The following is an 18,819-nucleotide window of genomic DNA, read 5'->3' on the forward strand; positions in this document are numbered from 1 at the left end:
AAGGTTAAGAGGAGGGGTTCACGCTCCGAATTGAAGCCCCGGTAAACGGCGGCCGTAACTATAACGGTCCTAAGGTAGCGAAATTCCTTGTCGGGTAAGTTCCGACCTGCACGAATGGCGTAACGACTTCCCCGCTGTCTCCAACACCAACTCAGCGAAATTGAACTCTCCGTGAAGATGCGGAGTACCCGCGGTCAGACGGAAAGACCCCGTGCACCTTTACTACAGCTTTGCAGTGGTGCTAGGGATCTCATGTGTAGGATAGGTGGGAGGCTAGGAAACCCGGGCGCCAGCTCGGGTGGAGCCACCCTTGAAATACCACCCTTGAGGTCTCTGGCATCTAACCGCGCTCCGTTGATCCGGAGCCGGGACCCTGCATGGCGGGTAGTTTGACTGGGGCGGTCGCCTCCCAAAGTGTAACGGAGGCGCGCGATGGTGGGCTCAGAGCGGTCGGAAATCGCTCGACGAGTGCAATGGCATAAGCCCGCCTGACTGCAAGACAGACAAGTCGAGCAGAGACGAAAGTCGGCCATAGTGATCCGGTGGTTCCACGTGGACGGGCCATCGCTCAACGGATAAAAGGTACGCCGGGGATAACAGGCTGATGACTCCCAAGAGTCCATATCGACGGAGTCGTTTGGCACCTCGATGTCGGCTCATCACATCCTGGGGCTGGAGCAGGTCCCAAGGGTTCGGCTGTTCGCCGATTAAAGTGGTACGTGAGCTGGGTTTAGAACGTCGTGAGACAGTTCGGTCCCTATCTGCCGTGGGTGTCGGAGTTTTGCGAGGATCTGTCCCTAGTACGAGAGGACCGGGATGGACATACCTCTGGTGCACCGGTTGTCACGCCAGTGGCATGGCCGGGTAGCTAAGTATGGACGGGATAACCGCTGAAAGCATCTAAGCGGGAAACCCACCTCAAAACCAGAACTCCCTTGAGAGCCGTGACAGACCATCACGTCGATAGGAGGCATGTGGACGGGCGGCAACGCCTGAAGCTGAGCCTTACTAATCGCTCGATCGGCTTGATCCTTCCCAGTCGGTAGCCCGCGCGCAGCGGCAAGCCCTGGGCGCACGAGCCAACACCGCAAAGAACAAGAGCAAACGTCCTCGCTCAAACGAAACCCTCTGCCGTCCCTGTCCGGATGGTTCGCGTGTGCCTTGGTGACCTGGTGGTCATGGCGAGGCTCCCAACACCCGATCCCATTCCGAACTCGGCCGTGAAACGCCTCAGCGCCGATGGTACTGCGTCTTAAGACGTGGGAGAGTAGGTCGCCGCCAGGTCACCACGGCACACGCCAAACCAAAACGGACGCGGATGCAGCAGGCTTCGCACGCACTTGACAATCGTCACCACACTGCCGGTTCCCAGCAGCCCAACACCCGCGGGGTGGAGCAGCCCGGTAGCTCGTCAGGCTCATAACCTGAAGGTCGCAGGTTCAAATCCTGCCCCCGCAACCATCGACAGTCGACAGCCCGCCTCCAACGAGGCGGGCTGTCGGCGTTTCGGGGCCGCCTCGGCGCACTGGACGTCAACCGGCGCTCCCGCGAACGCATCGCGCGAAGAAGTGTGCAGTTAGGCGTTGCGGCGGGCGGCAACGCCTCCCGGGCCGGCCAGGGCCGGTTGCCGGATCGACGACGGCGGGGAGGTGCCGATGCCGTGGCGGACTTGGGATACTTTCGCATCGAACAGGGCATGCTCTCCCGTGGCGCCAGCGCGAAGGCCGGAGCGTCGGCAGCTTATCAATCCGGTGGCCGGTTCCGCACCGTCATCGCGGCGGCCGCTTACCAAGCTGGGGTCGGTCTGACCAACCCTGCCCGGCAGCAACACTCTGGGCATCTATCTCACCAAAGTGGCCAAGCTCGGCGGCTATCTCGCTCGCGGCTGCGATCCTCCACCAGGGAACACCGTCATGTGGCGGGGCATGGTGCGCCTGATCGACGTTACCTTGGGCTCGGAGATCGCGCCGTAGCTTGTGGGTAATTGAAAGGCTCACCGGATGGGTACGGTCATCGTTTGCTGTCGCACCAGCAGGTCGCAGGTCTTGTGCAGCATCAGCGCCGCCTGCTGGTCCACGTCTTGATGGCAACGAAGCGCATGGTCTGCCGAGTGAGCGCTTCGCAGATGGCCTCGGCATCGGCGTCGTCGGTCTCGCCCCGCTTCGACATGGGTGGGCGGCATCAGCTTCACCTTATGCCCCAGGGCACGATTTCCCGCGCCCTGTGATGCACCGTGCCGCAGGTTTCCAACCCGACCAGGCACGGCGGCGCGCTTTGGAAGAACTACAGAACCTCTTCCCCCGGCGGAACTGCCGATGAAGCACGATTTTTCCGTCTGCGGCAACTCCACGGACCTTGAAAAACGTTCTTGGCCAAGTCCAGACCGCCGATTCACGAAGGTGGTAGAGTCGTCTGTCACACGAGATCAATGTTCACTTTTCGGTCATTGGACAGAATCCGCTCACAAAGTCCCAAGCGACGGAGCGCTTCGAGAGACAATTGCCTGCCTGCTCAGAGCTTGTAGTGCATTGGTGGTTCAGCCGATGCGATACTATTGCTTTTCATCTTTGATTTTGCACAGGAAGCCATTTTTCTATTTAAATAAAATCTTTGGCTTTAAGATCAATTATACAGAGCAATCTTTGCGAGCGTTTCGTCCTAATCCGACCAGTACGTGCGTGTTCTCAACTCGAGAAATAATCTCTTGGAATCATATGGATTCATACGTGTGCTTATCAATAATCTTGGTCAATAACGCGTTTCGGGATCTTCGTATATACCGATAATTAGGTGTTGAAGACGTATTGATCCATTCAAGACCGGTATCCGTGCCGGCTGCCTGACGTGAGGGCTAAAAACCGTGGCGAATCCAACCTTCACCATGATTGGCACCAACAGCTTCGGGCTTTCCGACATCGGAAGCGAGGCTGCTCCGGTGCTGGTCGACCTTGATGGTGACGGCGATCTCGATCTTTTGGTCGGCAACGCCGACGGAAACACGGTCTTCTTCCGGAACAATGGAACGACGCTATCGCCGGCCTTCACGCTGGACAGCACCAATCCGTTCGGCATCATCAACGTCAGTGCGGGTGGCGCGCTTCCCGGTCTGGCGGACATCGACGGCGATGGCGATCTTGATCTGTTCATCGGCAACCACGCCGGCACCACCCTGTTCTTCCGCAACAACGGGACGGCGCAGGCGCCGACCTTCTTGCTGGAAGGCACAGGCCTGTTCGGCATCCAGAACGCCGGTAGTTACGGAGCGCCGAGCTTCGCCGATCTGGACTGCGACGGCGATCTCGACCTGCTGATCGGCAATGCGAACGGGAACATCCTCCTTTACCGGAACAACGGCTCGACGCAGGCGCCGACCTTCTCGCTGGAAGCGACCAACCCCTTTGGCCTAGCCGGCGACCTGGACGGCTACGCGTCGCCGGCGCTGGCGGACATCAACGGCGACGGCCTCGTCGACCTCATCACCAAGAGCAATGTCTCCGTCAACGTCGGCACGGCGGCGGCGCCGACCTTTTCGCTGTTCGCGACGAATCCCTATGGGAATCCCGGCCCCGGAGCGTACCCGCGGCCGGCCCTGGGCGATCTCGACGGCGACGGCGACCGTGATCTGGTGATTGGCGTCGACGGCGGTGACATGGAGTATTTCCGCAACGTCGCCCCGGTGATCGTGGCGCTGGGCGACGGTGGAAACACGATCGCGCTGTCGCAGATCAACACGCTCACCGGCGGAGCCGGCACCGACCTGGTTTCGCTGGTCGACATCGGGGCGACCTTTCTCGTCACTGGGGTCGAAACGCTGACCGGCAGCTCCGCTACCGACCTGGTGATGCTGGGCGGTGGCGGCAACACGCTGCTGGTGAGGCGGATTGAGACGCTGACCGGCGGCATCGGCACCGACGTGGTGACGCTGGGCTCCCTTGGGAACACGATGCTGGTGGGCGGCGTCGAGACGCTGACCGGCGGCATCGGCACTGACGTGGTGACGCTGGGCTCCCTTGGGAACACGATGCAGGTCGACGGCGTCGAGACGCTGACCGGTGGCACCGGCACCGACGTGGTGACGCTGGGCAACAGCGCGGGCAACCTGCTTACGGTGTTCCGGCTGGAGACGCTGACCGGCGGCATCGGCACCGACGTGGTGACGTTTGCCAGCGGCGGCAACACGCTGCTGGCGGTGGGCATCGAAACGCTGACCGGCGCCGTCGGCGTCGATTTGGTGACGCTGGGCAGCGGCGGCAACACGTTGACGGTCCGGTTGCTGGAAAGCCTCATCGGCGGCACCGGCACCGACATCGTGACGCTGGGCAGCGGCGGCAACACGTTGACGGTCCGGTTGCTGGAGAGCCTCATCGGCGGCACCGGCACCGACATCGTGACGCTGGGCAGCGGCGGCAACACGGTGTGGGTGACCGGCGTCGAATCGCTGGTGGGCAGTTCCGGTGCCGACGCGGTGACGCTAGACGGTAATGGCAACACGCTGACGGTCCGGCTCGTGGAGACGCTGTTCGGCGGCTCCGGCACTGACATCGTGACGTTTGGCAGCGGCGGCAACACGGTGTGGGTGACCGGCGTCGAATCGCTGGTGGGCGGCACCGGCACCGACATGGTGCGGTTGGACAGCGACGGCAACACGCTGACGGTCCGGCTCATTGAGACGCTGACCGGCGGTTCCGGGTCCGACGCCGTGACGCTTGGCACCGGCGGAAACACGCTAAGGGTGAGCGGCATCGAGACGGCGACCGGCGGTTCCGGTACCGACGTGGTGATGCTGCTCACCGGTGGGAACACGTTGACGGTGTCCCTTCTGGAATCGTTGATCGGCGCCAACGGCACCGACGTTGTGACGCTGGGCAGCACTGGCAACACCATTCTGGTGTCCGCTCTGGAAACGTTGTTTGGCGGTTCCGGCACCGACGTGGTGACGATCAGCGCCAGCGGCGTGACGGCTCTGGTGAGCGGCATTGAGACGCTGAGCGGCAACAGTGGCGTGGAGATCGTGACGCTCGGCGACAGTGCGGGCAACACGCTGACGGCGTCGCGGCTGGAGACGGTGTTCGGCGGCGCCGGAACCGACGTGGTGACGTTTGGCGGGACCTTCGGCAGCACCACATTGGTGACCGGCGTCGAGACACTGACCGGCGGAAGCGCGATCGACATCGTGACGCTGGGCAGCGGCGGCAACACCATCGAGGTGTCGCGGATCGAGACGCTGTTGGGCGGTTCCGGCAACGACGTCGTGACGCTGGGCAGCGGCGGCAACACGCTGCTGGTCCGGCTGCTGGAGACGCTGACCGGCGGTTCCGGCACCGACGTGCTGACGCTCGGCACCGGCAGCAACGTGATGACGGTGAACGGCGTCGAGACGATCAACGGCGGCTCCGGCCTCGACATCGTGACGCTCGGCGACAGCGCGGGCAACACGCTCACGGTGTGGCGATTGGAAACGCTGATCGGCAATTCCGGCACTGACGTAGTGACGCTGGGCAGCGCTGGCGTCACGCTGCTGGTGGACGGTGTCGAGACGGTGACCGGCGGACTCGGCACCGACATGGTGGAACTGGGCAGCGCCGGCAACACGCTGCTGTTGGGTGGTATCGAAACGCTGGCCGGCGGCATCGGCACCGACGTGGTGACGCTGGGCGGCGGCGGCAACACGTTGCTGGTGAGCAGTATCGAAACGCTGGCCGGCAGCGCTGGCACCGACGTGGTGACGCTTGGTGACAGCACCGGCAACACGCTCAGGGTGTCTGAGGTGGAGACGCTGATCGGCGGCTCCGGCACCGACGTGGTGACCTTCTCTCCCTTCGGCAACCAGGGAACGCTCTTCGTTTCCGGCGTTGAGACCGTCTACACCCCGTTCCAGACGTTGACGCTCAACGGCGTCGACACGCTGATCGTCCTGCCGACCAGTCCCTCCACCCCGGCGCTCAGCCCGGCGTCGGACAGCGGCGTGATTGGCGACGCGGTGACGAATGCGTCGCAGCCCACACTGACGGGGACCGCCGACGCTGGCAGCGTCTTGCATCTGTACGGAAACGGCGTCGAGATTGGGACGGGGACGGTCAACGGCTCCGGCACTTGGTCCATGGTTCCCGGCACGACGCTTGCCGACGGGGATTGGACGTTGACGGCCAAGGTGACCGTGTCCGGCGTCGAGAGCGGAGAGTCGGGTCCCCTCCTGGTGACCATCGACACCGGGGCCTCCGCTCCGACGAGCCTTGCTCTGGCGACCTCTTCGAACAGCGGCTCGACCGCGGACACGCTGACCAACGTGACGGCTCCGGTGATCACCGGGACGGTGGGCGAGGCCGGCGTGGTGGTGCTGTACGAGGGCGCGACGGCCCTGGGCACGGTGACCGCGGCGGCGGCGGGCGCGTGGAGCATCATCGCGGCCTCGCTGAGCGACGGTGTGCACACGCTGAGCGCCACGGTGACCGACGCGGCGGGCAACACCTCGTCCGCCTCCACCGCCCTGACCGTCACCATCGACACCGGCGCTTCGTCGCCGACCGGACTGGCGCTCACCGGGGGTTCCAACAGCGGTTCGACCGCGGACACGCTGACCAACGTGACGGCCCCGGTGATCACCGGCAGCGTTGCTGAGGCCGGCGTGGTGGTGCTGTACGAGGGCGCGACGGCCCTGGGCACAGTGACCGCGGCGGCGGGCGCGTGGAGCATCACCGCGGCCTCGCTGAGCGACGGTGTGCACACGCTGAGCGCCACGGTGACCGACGCGGCGGGCAACACGTCCTCTACCTCGACCGCGCTCACCGTCACCATCGACACCGGGGCAAGCACTCCGACCGCCTTGGCACTGGCAGCGGCATCGAACAGCGGCTTGACCGCGGACACGCTGACCAACGTGTCGGCTCCGGTGATCACCGGCAGCGTCACCGAGGCTGGCGTTGTGGTGCTGTACGAGGGCGCGACGGCCTTGGGCACGGTGACCGCTGCGGCGGCCGGTGCCTGGAGCATCACGGCGGCTTCGCTGAGCGACGGTGTGCACACGCTGAGCGCCACGGTGACCGACGCGGCGGGCAACACCTCCTCCGCATCGACCGCCCTGACCGTGACCATCGACACCGGCGCTAATGCACCGAGCGGGCTGGCGCTCACCGGGGGTTCCAACAGCGGTTCGACCGCGGACACGCTGACCAACGTGTCGGCTCCGGTGATCACGGGCAGCGTCACCGAGGCTGGCGTTGTGGTGCTGTACGAGGGCGCGACGGCCCTGGGCACGGTGACCGCGGCGGCGGCGGGCGCGTGGAGCATCACCGCGGCCTCGCTGAGCAACGGTGTGCACACGCTGAGCGCCACGGTGACCGACGCGGCGGGCAACACCTCCTCCGCATCGACCGCCCTGACCGTGACCATCGACACCAGCGCCTCTGCCCCGACGGGCATCGCCTTGGCGGCAGGCTCGAACAGCGGTTCGATGGCTGACACGCTGACCAATGTGACGGCTCCGGTGATCGCCGGGACGGTGGCCGAGGCTGGCGTTGTGGTTCTGTACGAGGGCGCGACGGCCCTGGGCACGGTGACCGCTGCGGCGGCGGGCGCGTGGAGCATCACCGCGGCCTCGCTGAGCGACGGTGCGCACACGCTGAGCGCCACGGTGACCGACGCGGCGGGCAACACGTCCTCCGCATCGACCGCGCTCACCGTCACCATCGACACCGGGGCCTCCGCTCCGACGAGCCTTGCTCTGGCGGCCTCTTCGAACAGCGGCTCGACCGCGGATACGCTGACCAACGTGACGGCTCCGGTGATCACGGGCAGCGTCACCGAGGCTGGCGTTGTGGTTCTGTACGAGGGCGCGACGGCCCTGGGCACGGTGACCGCGGCGGCGGCCGGTGCCTGGAGCATCACCGCGGCCTCGCTGAGCGACGGTGCGCACACGCTGAGCGCCACGGTGACCGACGCGGCGGGCAACACCTCGTCCGCATCGACCGCGCTCACCGTCACCATCGACACCGGGGCAAGCACTCCGACCGCCTTGGCACTGGCAGCGGCATCGAACAGCGGCTCGACCTCGGACACGCTGACCAACGTGACGGCTCCGGTGATCACCGGGACGGTGGGCGAGGCCGGCGTGGTGGTGCTGTACGAGGGCGCGACGGCCCTGGGCACGGTGACCGCGGCGGCGGCGGGCGCGTGGAGCATCACTGCGCCCTCGCTGAGCGACGGTGCGCACACGCTGAGCGCCACGGTGAGCGACGCGGCGGGCAACACCTCGTCCGCATCGACCGCGCTCACCGTCACCATCGACACCGGGGCCTCCGCTCCGACAAGCCTTGCTCTGGCGGCCTCTTCGAACAGCGGCTCGACCTCGGACACGCTGACCAACGTGACGGCTCCGGTGATCACGGGCAGCGTCACCGAGGCTGGCGTTGTGGTTCTGTACGAGGGCGCGACGGCCTTGGGCACGGTGACCGCTGCGGCGGCCGGTGCCTGGAGCATCACCGCGGCCTCGCTGAGCAACGGTGCGCACACGCTGAGCGCCACGGTGACCGACGCGGCGGGCAACACGTCCTCCGCATCGACCGCGCTCACCGTCACCATCGACACCGGGGCAAGCACTCCGACCGCCTTGGCACTGGCAGCGGCATCGAACAGTGGCTCGACCTCGGACACGCTGACCAACGTGACGGCTCCGGTGATCACGGGCAGCGTCACCGAGGCTGGCGTTGTGGTTCTGTACGAGGGCGCGACGGCCTTGGGCACGGTGACCGCTGCGGCGGCCGGTGCCTGGAGCATCACCGCGGCCTCGCTGAGCGACGGTGCGCACACGCTGAGCGCCACGGTGACCGACGCGGCGGGCAACACGTCCTCCGCATCCACCGCCCTGACCGTCACCATCGACACCGGCGCTAATGCACCGAGCGGGCTGGCGCTCACCGGGGGTTCCAACAGCGGTTCGACCGCGGACACGCTGACCAACGTGACGGCTCCGGTGATCACCGGGACGGTGGGCGAGGCCGGCGTGGTGGTGCTGTACGAGGGCGCGACTGCCCTGGGCACGGTGACCGCGGCGGCGGCCGGTGCGTGGAGCATCACCGCGGCCTCGCTGAGCGACGGTGCGCACACGCTGAGCGCCACGGTGACCGACGCGGCGGGCAACACCTCCTCCGCTTCCACCGCCCTGACCGTCACCATCGACACCAGCGCCTCTGCCCCGACGGGCATCGCATTGGCGGCAGGCTCGAACAGCGGCTCGACCGCGGACACGCTGACCAACGTGACGGCTCCGGTGATCACCGGCAGCGTTGCTGAGGCCGGCGTGGTGGTGCTGTACGAGGGCGCAACGGCCCTGGGCACGGTGACCGCGGCGGCGGCGGGCGCGTGGAGCATCACCGCGGCCTCGCTGAGCAACGGTGTGCACACGCTGAGCGCCACGGTGACCGACGCGGCGGGCAACACGTCCTCCGCATCGACCGCCCTGACCGTCACCATCGACACCGGGGCAAGCACTCCGACCGCCTTGGCCCTGGCTGCGGCATCGAACAGCGGCTCGACCGCGGACACGCTGACCAACGTGACGGCTCCGGTGATCACCGGGACGGTGGGCGAGGCCGGCGTGGTGGTGCTGTACGAGGGCGCGACGGCCTTGGGCACGGTGACCGCGGCGGCGGCGGGCGCGTGGAGCATCACCGCGGCCTCGCTGAGCAACGGTGTGCACACGCTGAGCGCCACGGTGACCGACGCGGCGGGCAACACCTCCTCCGCATCGACCGCGCTCACCGTCACCATCGACACCGGGGCAAGCACTCCGACCGCCTTGGCCCTGGCTGCGGCATCGAACAGCGGCTCGACCGCGGACACGCTGACCAACGTGACGGCTCCGGTGATCACCGGGACGGTGGGCGAGGCCGGCGTGGTGGTGCTGTACGAGGGCGCGACGGCCCTGGGCACAGTGACCGCTGCGGCGGCCGGTGCCTGGAGCATCACCGCGGCCTCGCTGAGCAACGGTGTGCACACGCTGAGCGCCACGGTGACCGACGCGGCGGGCAACACGTCCTCCGCATCGACCGCGCTCACCGTCACCATCGACACCGGGGCCTCCGCTCCGACGAGCCTTGCTCTGGCGGCCTCTTCGAACAGCGGCTCGACCGCGGACACGCTGACCAACGTGTCGGCTCCGGTGATCACCGGCAGCGTTGCTGAGGCCGGCGTGGTGGTGCTGTACGAGGGCGCGACGGCCCTGGGCACAGTGACCGCTGCGGCGGCCGGTGCCTGGAGCATCACCGCGGCCTCGCTGAGCAACGGTGTGCACACGCTGAGCGCCACGGTGACCGATGCGGCGGGCAACACGTCCTCCGCCTCGACCGCGCTCACCGTCACCATCGACACCGGGGCAAGCACTCCGACCGCCTTGGCACTGGCAGCGGCATCGAACAGCGGTTCGACGGCTGACACGCTGACCAACGTGACGGCTCCGGTGATCACGGGCAGCGTCACCGAGGCCGGCGTGGTGGTTCTGTACGAGGGCGCGACGGCCCTGGGCACGGTGACCGCTGCGGCGGCCGGTGCCTGGAGCATCACCGCGGCCTCGCTGAGCAACGGTGCGCACACGCTGAGCGCCACGGTGACCGACGCGGCGGGCAACACCTCCTCCGTCTCGTCTGCGTTGACCGTGACCATCGACACCGGGGTTAATGCACCAAGCGGGCTGGCGCTCACCGCGGGTTCCAACAGCGGTTCGACGGCTGACACGCTGACCAACGTGACGGCTCCGGTGATCAGCGGGACGGTGGCTGAGGCTGGTGTGATCGTGCTGTACGAGGGCGCGACGGCCCTGGGCACAGTGACCGCTGCGGCGGCCGGTGCCTGGAGCATCACCGCGGCCTCGCTGAGCAACGGTGTGCACACGCTGAGCGCCACGGTGACCGACGCGGCGGGCAACACCTCGTCCGCCTCGACCGCGCTCACCGTCACCATCGACACCGGGGCAAGCACTCCGACCGCCTTGGCACTGGCAGCGGCATCGAACAGCGGCTCGACCGCGGACACGCTGACCAACGTGACGGCTCCGGTGATCACGGGCAGCGTCACCGAGGCCGGCGTGGTGGTTCTGTACGAGGGCGCGACGGCCCTGGGCACGGTGACCGCTGCGGCGGCCGGTGCCTGGAGCATCACCGCGGCCTCGCTGAGCGACGGTGCGCACACGCTGAGCGCCACGGTGACCGACGCGGCGGGCAACACCTCGTCCGCATCGACCGCGCTCACCGTCACCATCGACACCGGGGCAAGCACTCCGACCGCCTTGGCACTGGCAGCGGCATCGAACAGTGGCTCGACCTCGGACACGCTGACCAACGTGACGGCTCCGGTGATCACCGGGACGGTGGGCGAGGCCGGCGTGGTGGTTCTGTACGAGGGCGCGACGGCCCTGGGCACGGTGACCGCGGCGGCGGCGGGCGCGTGGAGCATCACCGCGGCCTCGCTGAGCGACGGTGCGCACACGCTGAGCGCCACGGTGACCGACGCGGCGGGCAACACCTCGTCCGTCTCGTCTGCGTTGACCGTGACCATCGACACCGGGGCGCCGTCCGTCGCCATTGCGCTGGACAAGACAACGCTCGGGGTAGGGGAGACGGCGACCGTCACCTTTACTTTCAGCGAAGCTCCGGTCGGTTTTTCCCTCTCGGCCGTCAGCGTGCAGAATGGGACGCTGTCCAACCTGTCCATTCTCCTCGGAAGCGACGGATTGGTTTACACCGCGACGCTGACGCCTAGTGTGGAAACGGTTGCCTCCGACAGTCGGATCACCATCGCTACGAGTTGGAGCGACATTGCCGGAAACACGCCGCTGCCGACGGCCTCGGCCGGCTACACCATCGACACCCGGAGCCCACCCGGCAACACGGCTCCCCTCATCGGCGGTGCCGTGGCCGGCCAAGCGGTCGACGACACCGCCAGCCGCCAGCCCTTCACCACCATGACCGTCTCCGACAACCAGACCGCCCAAGCCCAGACGGTCGTGGTGACGGTCCGCAATTCGGGCGGCACGGTTGGCGACGCCACCGGCGCCTTCACCGCAGCCAGCCTTTCCGCCAGCGGCTTTGCCAAGTCGGCCGCCGGCACCTACGCCCTGACCGCCAACTCCGCGGCGGTGGCCCAAGCCGCCCTGCGGCTGCTCGACTTCCAGCCGGTGGCCAACCGGGCGGCTCCCGGCTTCCAGGAGACCACGGTCTTCACCGTGACGGTCACCGACGCGGACGGCGCATCGGCGACGAACAGCACGACCAGTGTCAACGTCCTGTCGGTCAACGACGCCCCGGTGCTGGCCCACGCGCTCGGGACCCGCAGCGTGGACCAGGGGCAGTCCTTTTCCTTCACCGTCCCGGCGGGGGCCTTCACCGACGCCGACGCCAGCGACAGCCTGACCTTCAGCGCGACCAGCGGCGACGGCTCGGCGCTCCCCGGCTGGCTCAGCTTCGATTCGGCCACCGGGCGTCTGTCCGGCACGCCGGGCAACGCCGACGTCGGCACCCGTACGGTGCGCGTCACCGCGACCGACACCTCCGGCGTGACGGTTTCGGACCTGCTGACCATCCAGGTCGCCAACGTCAACGACGCGCCGGTCGCGGCGAACGATGCGGGCGACACCGACCGGCTCACCCCGGTCACGGTGGTTGCGGCGAGCGGCGTGCTCGCCAACGATACGGACCCAGACGTCGGCGACCGTTTGGTCGTCAGCGCGGTGAACGGCGACGCCGCCAACGTCGGACGGGCCATCACGCTGGCCGGTGGCGGCCGGCTGATCCTGAACGCCGACGGCGGCTACAGCTTCGACCCGGCGGGCGGCTACGGCACGCTGCTGTTCGGCCAGACCCGGCAGGAGACGGTCAGCTACACCGTCGCTGACCAGGCAGGCGCGACCTCCACCGCAACGCTGACCATCACCGTGCGGGGAGTCAACACCGCCCCGGCGGTGCAGGAGGCCAAGCACGTCGCCATCGACCAGAACTCCAGCCGCGTCGGCCTGTCGATCGACAAGCCGGTCGATCCGGAAGGCGACCCGCTGACCATCACAGTCACCGGCCTGCCGACGGTCGGAACGCTCCAGCGCTACGACGGCACGGCGCTCAGCATCGGCGACACGCTGACGCCGGACCAGCTCGCCGCGGTGATCTACACGCCGCCCTTCGGCGCCACCGGGGCGGCGGGGTCCTTCAGCTACGCCGTGTCCGACGGGACCAACCTGGTCGGCCGTGCGGTGACGATCAGCCTGACGCCGGTGCAATGGCTGAGCCTCACCCCGTCCAGCCTGTCGATCGCCGAGAGCAACAGCGGGTCCACCAGCCTGACCTACACGATCACCCGGCGCGGCGACAGCTCGGGCGCCACCACGGTCAAATGGCAGGTCGACACGACCGGCCTGAGCGGCAGCCTCGCCGACGCGACCGACTTCGGCGGCACGCTTCCCAGTGGCACCGTCACCTTCGCCGCCGGCGAGACCAGCAAGACCATCACCATCCCGATCAGCGGCGACCGGCAGGTCGAGGGCAACGAGCAGTTCCGGGTCTTGCTCTTTTCCCCCTCGACCACGGTGGCCGACGCCAAGATCACGGTGGAGAACGCGACGGCGACCGGTACCATCCTCAACGACGACCGCGCCGCCACCGTCACCGCGGTGACCGGCCCGGCCGCCGGCCGCTATCTGGCGGCGCGTGGCGATACGTTGGACTTCACCGTCGCTTTCAGCGACACGGTCGGTGTCTCCGGCACTGGCACGCCGCGGCTTAAGCTGACCATCGGGACCCAGACCCGCTACGCTACCCTCCTGCGCGTGGAGTCCGGCAAGCTGGTGTTCCGCTACGCCGTCGGCGCGGGCGATCTGGACAACGACGGCATCGCCGTCGCTGGTTCCATCGACCTGAACGGTGCGCAGATCCTCGACAGCGCTGGCAACGCCGTCACCAGCCTCGGTTTCGGAAGCGCGGCTCCGGTCACCAGCCATGTGCTGGTCAATGTCCGCGGCGGCCACGCCATCGACGGCTATATCGCCGGTGCCACGGTATTCGCCGATGCCAACGCCAACGGTCAGCTTGACGAGGGCGAGGCGTTCGGAACCACCAACGCGGTGGGGAGCTGGTCGATTTCGGGCGGTTCCGGCCCCATCGTCATGATCGGCGGCACCGATATCTCGACCAATCTGCCCTTCACCGGCGTTTACGAGGCGCCGGGCTCGGCGTCCGTAATCACGCCGTTGACCACCATCGTCATGGGCATGGCGGGGCTCGCCGGAACGGAGATCGCGATCGCCGCGGCGGCGACCGAACTGAAAAGCAAGCTCGGCCTCGACGCCGGCCTCGACCTGCTCAGCTACGACCCCATCGTGGCGGTGACCACGACCGGAGCGGACGCCGCGGCCATCGCCACCGCGCTGAAGACCCAGGCCGCCGCCGCCAGCGTCGCCAACGTGATCGTCCAGGGCAGCGCCGTGCTCGCCGGGGTGGTGATCGGCACGCCGCGGGCCAGCGGTGTGATCGGGCGGGCGCTGGTGAGCGCCATCGCCGACGCCGTCAAGGCCTTCCCGGCCGGCGGTACGATCGACCTTGCCGATCCGGCGGTCCTGGCCGCCATCCTGGCCGCCGCCGGGGCGCGGATCGGGGCCGTGGACAGCGCGAAGCTGGCTGCGGTGACGAACGGTGCGGCCAACGTCATCGCCGCGTCGAACGGCGCGGTGATCACCGCCGGCACGACCAACAGCGGCGGCATCGACGGGCTGACCCAGATGGCCCAGGCTCAGGTCGTGGCGCAGGGCACGGCGGCGGACGAACTGCGCAGCGGCACCACCGTGGGCGACGTGTCGGGCGCCGTCACCGCCTTCACCGGCACCAACCTCCAGCAGCAGATCAGCGCGGCCCAGGTCGCCGTCGTCGTGCCGTCGCGCCTCGCCATCGCGGCGACCGACGCCGACAGGCGCGAGGGAAACAGCGGCACCACCGCCTTCACCTTCACCGTCACCCGCGCCGGCAACACGAGCGGCTCCCTGACGGTGGCTTGGGCGGTCGCGGCCGGTTCTGGAACGGCGGGCGCCACGCCCGACGCCGCCGACTTCGGCGGGACCATGCCGTCGGGCACCGTCTCCTTCGCCGACGGCGAGGCGACGAAGACCATCACCATCCTGGTGTCGGGCGACACGGACATCGAGCCGGACGAGACCTTCACCGTCACCCTGTCCAACCCGTCGGTCACGGCGACGGCGATCGAAACGGCGTCGGCATCGGGGATCATCCGCAACGAGGACCCGATCGATCCGCAGTTGACCCTGCCCGCCACACGGACGGTGGTGGTGGGGACGGCCACGGCCATCGCCGGGCTATCGGTGATGGACGGCGACAGCGCTACGGTGACGGTGACCCTGACGCCCGGCAATGGCAGCCTCGGCCTCGCCGGTCCCGCCGCGGTCAGCACGGACGGCGGCGGGACGGTGACGGTCAGCGGCAGCGTGGCCGACGTCAACACGACGCTGGCCTCGCTGGTCTTCACCGGCTCCGGCGGACAGACGGCGGGCAGCATCGCGGTGACGGTGGCCGACGGCGATCCCTCGACGCCGGACGCCTCGGGCACGCTGGCCATCGCCATCCAGTCGGCGCCGGCCAACGTGCTGCCGAGCAGTCCGACCCTGGTCGCCGGCCGCTCGACCGAGGTGCTGGGGCTGGAGATCACGGACATCGACGGCGGCACCATGACCGTCGTGCTGACGCCGACCAACGGCGCCCTCACCCTGCCGCTCTACGGTTCGGCCACGACCAGCGACCTCGGCAACGGCAAGGTCCGGCTCACCGGTTCGCTGGAGGACGTGAACCGCACGCTGCAGCAGCTTGAATTCACCGCATCGCGCAATGTCACCAGCGCGTCGATCCGGTTCGAATCCTCCGACGACCAGCCGCTGACCCCCGACGCCGACAGCCTGCTGGTCATCGGCGTGCTGTCCTCGCCCGAGCACACGGCGCCCACCGCCCTGTCGGTGATTTCCGGCGTGGCGACGGCAGTGACCGGCCTGTCGGTCAGCGACTATGACAGCCCGACACTGCAGGTCACGCTGACCCCGACCAACGGCGCGCTGGCCCTGACGGCGCAGGGCGGGGTGACCCTGACCCAGCCGTCCGCGGACGTCTGGCGCCTGCTCGGCACCCAAGCCGACATCACAGCGACGCTGGCCACCCTGACCTTCACCGGAGCGGCGGGCCAGACCTCCGGCACGATTCGGGTGACGACCAGCGACCTCGGCACGCTGACAACCGACGCCGAGACATCCATCGCTGTGACCATCGCCGACCCGGCGACCCTGGTCGCCCCGACGCTCACCCTGCCGCAGCCGATCACTCTCGATCAGGGCCTCGCCACGGCGCTGACGGGCATCCAGGTCGCCGATCCGGACAGTCCGGCGGTCACGGTGACCCTGACGCCGTCCCAGGCGATCCTGGGCGCCGCGGCGGCGGGGCAGGCGAGCGTGGCGACGGCGGGCGATGGAACGCTGACGATCAGCGGGTCGGTCGCCGACGTGAACGCGACGCTGGCAGCGCTGCGGATCACCGGCGGCATCGCTGCCACAGCGACGGTCGCGGTGACGGTCAGCGACGGTCTCACCACGCCGGCCACCGGCACGCTGACGCTGCCGATGGTGGACGTCACCCCGCCGGGCAGCCCGACGATCACCGCGGTGAGCACCGACTCCGCCGGCACGCTGCCGGTGACGGTCGCCAACACCAACCGCAATCGGCTTTTCGTCCGCGGCACGGCCGAAGCCGACAGCCGGGTCGTCCTGTCCGACGGCGGGACGGAGGTGGCGACGGTCACCGCCGACGCGCAAGGCACCTGGGTCGCTGATCTCAGCGCGACGCCGCTCTCGGACGGTACCCACGCCTTCACCGCGCGTGCGACCGATGCGGCGGGCAATATTGGTCCGACGTCCGGTGTCCTGCCGGTGACCATCGACACCATTGCCCCGACGGCGCCGTCGGTGGCCTTCAACGATGCGTCCATCGACCAAGCCAAACAGAGCAGCGTCGGCTTCGTCCTCTCCGGCGGCGAAGCCGGGGCGACCTTCCGCTGGACGCTGTTCTCCTCGGGCGGAGGCGGTCCGTTGACGGGGACCGGAACGCTCACCGGAGCGGGGGGCACGGTTGGTGGGATCGACGTGTCCGGCCTGCCCGACGGCGCCTTGTCCCTGGCGGTCACGCTGACCGACGCGGCGGGCAACGTCTCGGCGGCCGGGACGGCGAGCGCGGCGAAGGCGGCAGGAGCGGTGGTGGACGGTACGCAGGTCCAGACTCTCGCGTCGCAGTCCAACGGGCGGGCCGTCAGCACCGTGGTGGTCCAGGCGCCCGCCGCCGGCCGCACGGACGACCCCGGCAGCCCGAATCCGGGGTTGGCCGACGTGCCGCTGGTACGCGAGACGCTGACCGACCTCTCCACTGGGCAGCCGGCCGTGGTGACCACGCTGCAGGTCGGGTTGCCGACCGGAGTGGGCGTGACGGCGAGCGGCCCGGCGGCCCGTGAGGGGGCGACCCTGGTGCAGGCCGGCCTGATCCAGGCGATCGAGGCGCGCACGACGGCGGGTTCGGCGTCGCGATCCGACCTGTCCAGCGGCGGCGCCCGCTTCCTGAGCACACTGTCGCAGCAATCGTCCGTGCTGCTGCGCACACTTGCCTTCACCGCGCCCGATGCGCCGGGGGCGGCGGTCCGGGTCGCCGGCGCCATGCCGGGCTCCACCATGCCGACGGCTCTGGTCATCGACACCACCGGGGTCGCGGGACCGCTGACCATCCAGCTCGACACCGTGTCGTTCGCCGCGGTCATCGGTTCGGCGACGTTGACCGGTGGCGAGGGCAATCAGGTGGTGTATGGCGACGCCGGCAGCCAGTCGATCACCCTCGGCCCCGGCGACGATTTCCTGTCGGGCGGCGGCGGCAACGACACGGTGGCCAGCACGCTCGGCAACGACACGCTGCATGGCGACGACGGTGACGACCTGATGCACGGGGGCGACGGCGACGACCTGATGGATGGCGGCACCGACAACGACACGATGGGCGGCGGAGCCGGCAACGACACGATGGGCGGCGGAGCCGGCAACGACATCCTGATCGGTGAAAGCGGCACTGATGCTCTGTTCGGCGGCACGGGCAACGATACCCTCTTCGGCGGCGACGGAGACGACACGCTGTTCGGCGAGGACGGCAACGACATCCTGTCGCTGGGATTGGGCAACGACGTCGCCAGCGGTGGCGATGGGGACGACACGCTGTTCGGCGAGGACGGCAACGACACCGTGTTCGGCGAGGCCGGCAACGACATCCTGTCGCTGGGAACGGGCAACGATCTGGCCGACGGCGGGGCGGGCAACGACACGCTGTTCGGCGAGGATGGCAATGACACGCTGTTCGGTGGGGCCGGCGATGATGTGCTGGTCGGCGGGGCGGGCAACGACGTGCTGTTCGCCGACGGCGGTGCGGACACGCTGTGGGGTGGTGCGGGGGCGGACATCTTCGCCCTCGGTGGGGCGTCCGGCGGATCAATGGTGGTGGATTTCACCGCGGGCACCGACCGGCTGGCGCTTTTCGACTCCTCGCTCGATCTCAAAAGCGTGATCGCATCGGCAAGTGTGGTGAATGGCAATACCGTGCTCGATCTGCGGCCGGGGGTGAGCGTCACCATCGTCGGGCAGACCGGCGATGCCGCCCGCTGGTTCACCTGACAGGGGAGGGGGGCTGCCGCGCGTCCCCCCCTTCCGCGCCGTTGGCCGCGGAAACGACAGTGCTATCGTCGGGTATGGCTGCGTGTGTGCTG

At 68.4% G+C, this 18,819-nt stretch carries 1 protein-coding gene, 1 tRNA gene, 2 rRNA genes and 1 pseudogene (1 of these 5 only partly in view); 4 read left to right on the top strand and 1 reads right to left on the bottom strand.

Going from position 1 to position 18,819, the window contains the following annotated elements:
* The 3 genes from AMK58_RS22255 to AMK58_RS22265 form a co-directional block, all read left to right on the top strand.
* A 23S ribosomal RNA gene (locus AMK58_RS22255) occupies positions 1-1,033 on the top strand; it begins 1,714 nt to the left of the window's first position.
* A gap of 135 nt (positions 1,034-1,168) precedes the next feature.
* Positions 1,169-1,284, top strand: a 5S ribosomal RNA gene (gene rrf, locus AMK58_RS22260).
* Positions 1,285-1,384: 100 nt separating this feature from the next.
* A tRNA-Met gene (locus tag AMK58_RS22265) sits at positions 1,385-1,461 on the top strand.
* A gap of 544 nt (positions 1,462-2,005) precedes the next feature.
* Here AMK58_RS22265 and AMK58_RS29915 read toward each other — a convergent pair.
* Positions 2,006-2,391 (bottom strand): annotated as a pseudogene (locus AMK58_RS29915) (transposase); the annotation flags it as partial.
* A gap of 469 nt (positions 2,392-2,860) precedes the next feature.
* Between AMK58_RS29915 and AMK58_RS22275 the strand changes: the two are divergent.
* Positions 2,861-18,727: an Ig-like domain-containing protein gene (locus tag AMK58_RS22275; protein ID WP_137165234.1), complete on the top strand. Its 15,867-nt coding sequence runs from the start codon at positions 2,861-2,863 to the stop codon at positions 18,725-18,727.
* Positions 18,728-18,819 lie beyond the last annotated feature (92 nt).

The organism is Azospirillum brasilense (assembly GCF_001315015.1).
GTDB classification, from domain to species: Bacteria; Pseudomonadota; Alphaproteobacteria; order Azospirillales; family Azospirillaceae; genus Azospirillum; species Azospirillum brasilense.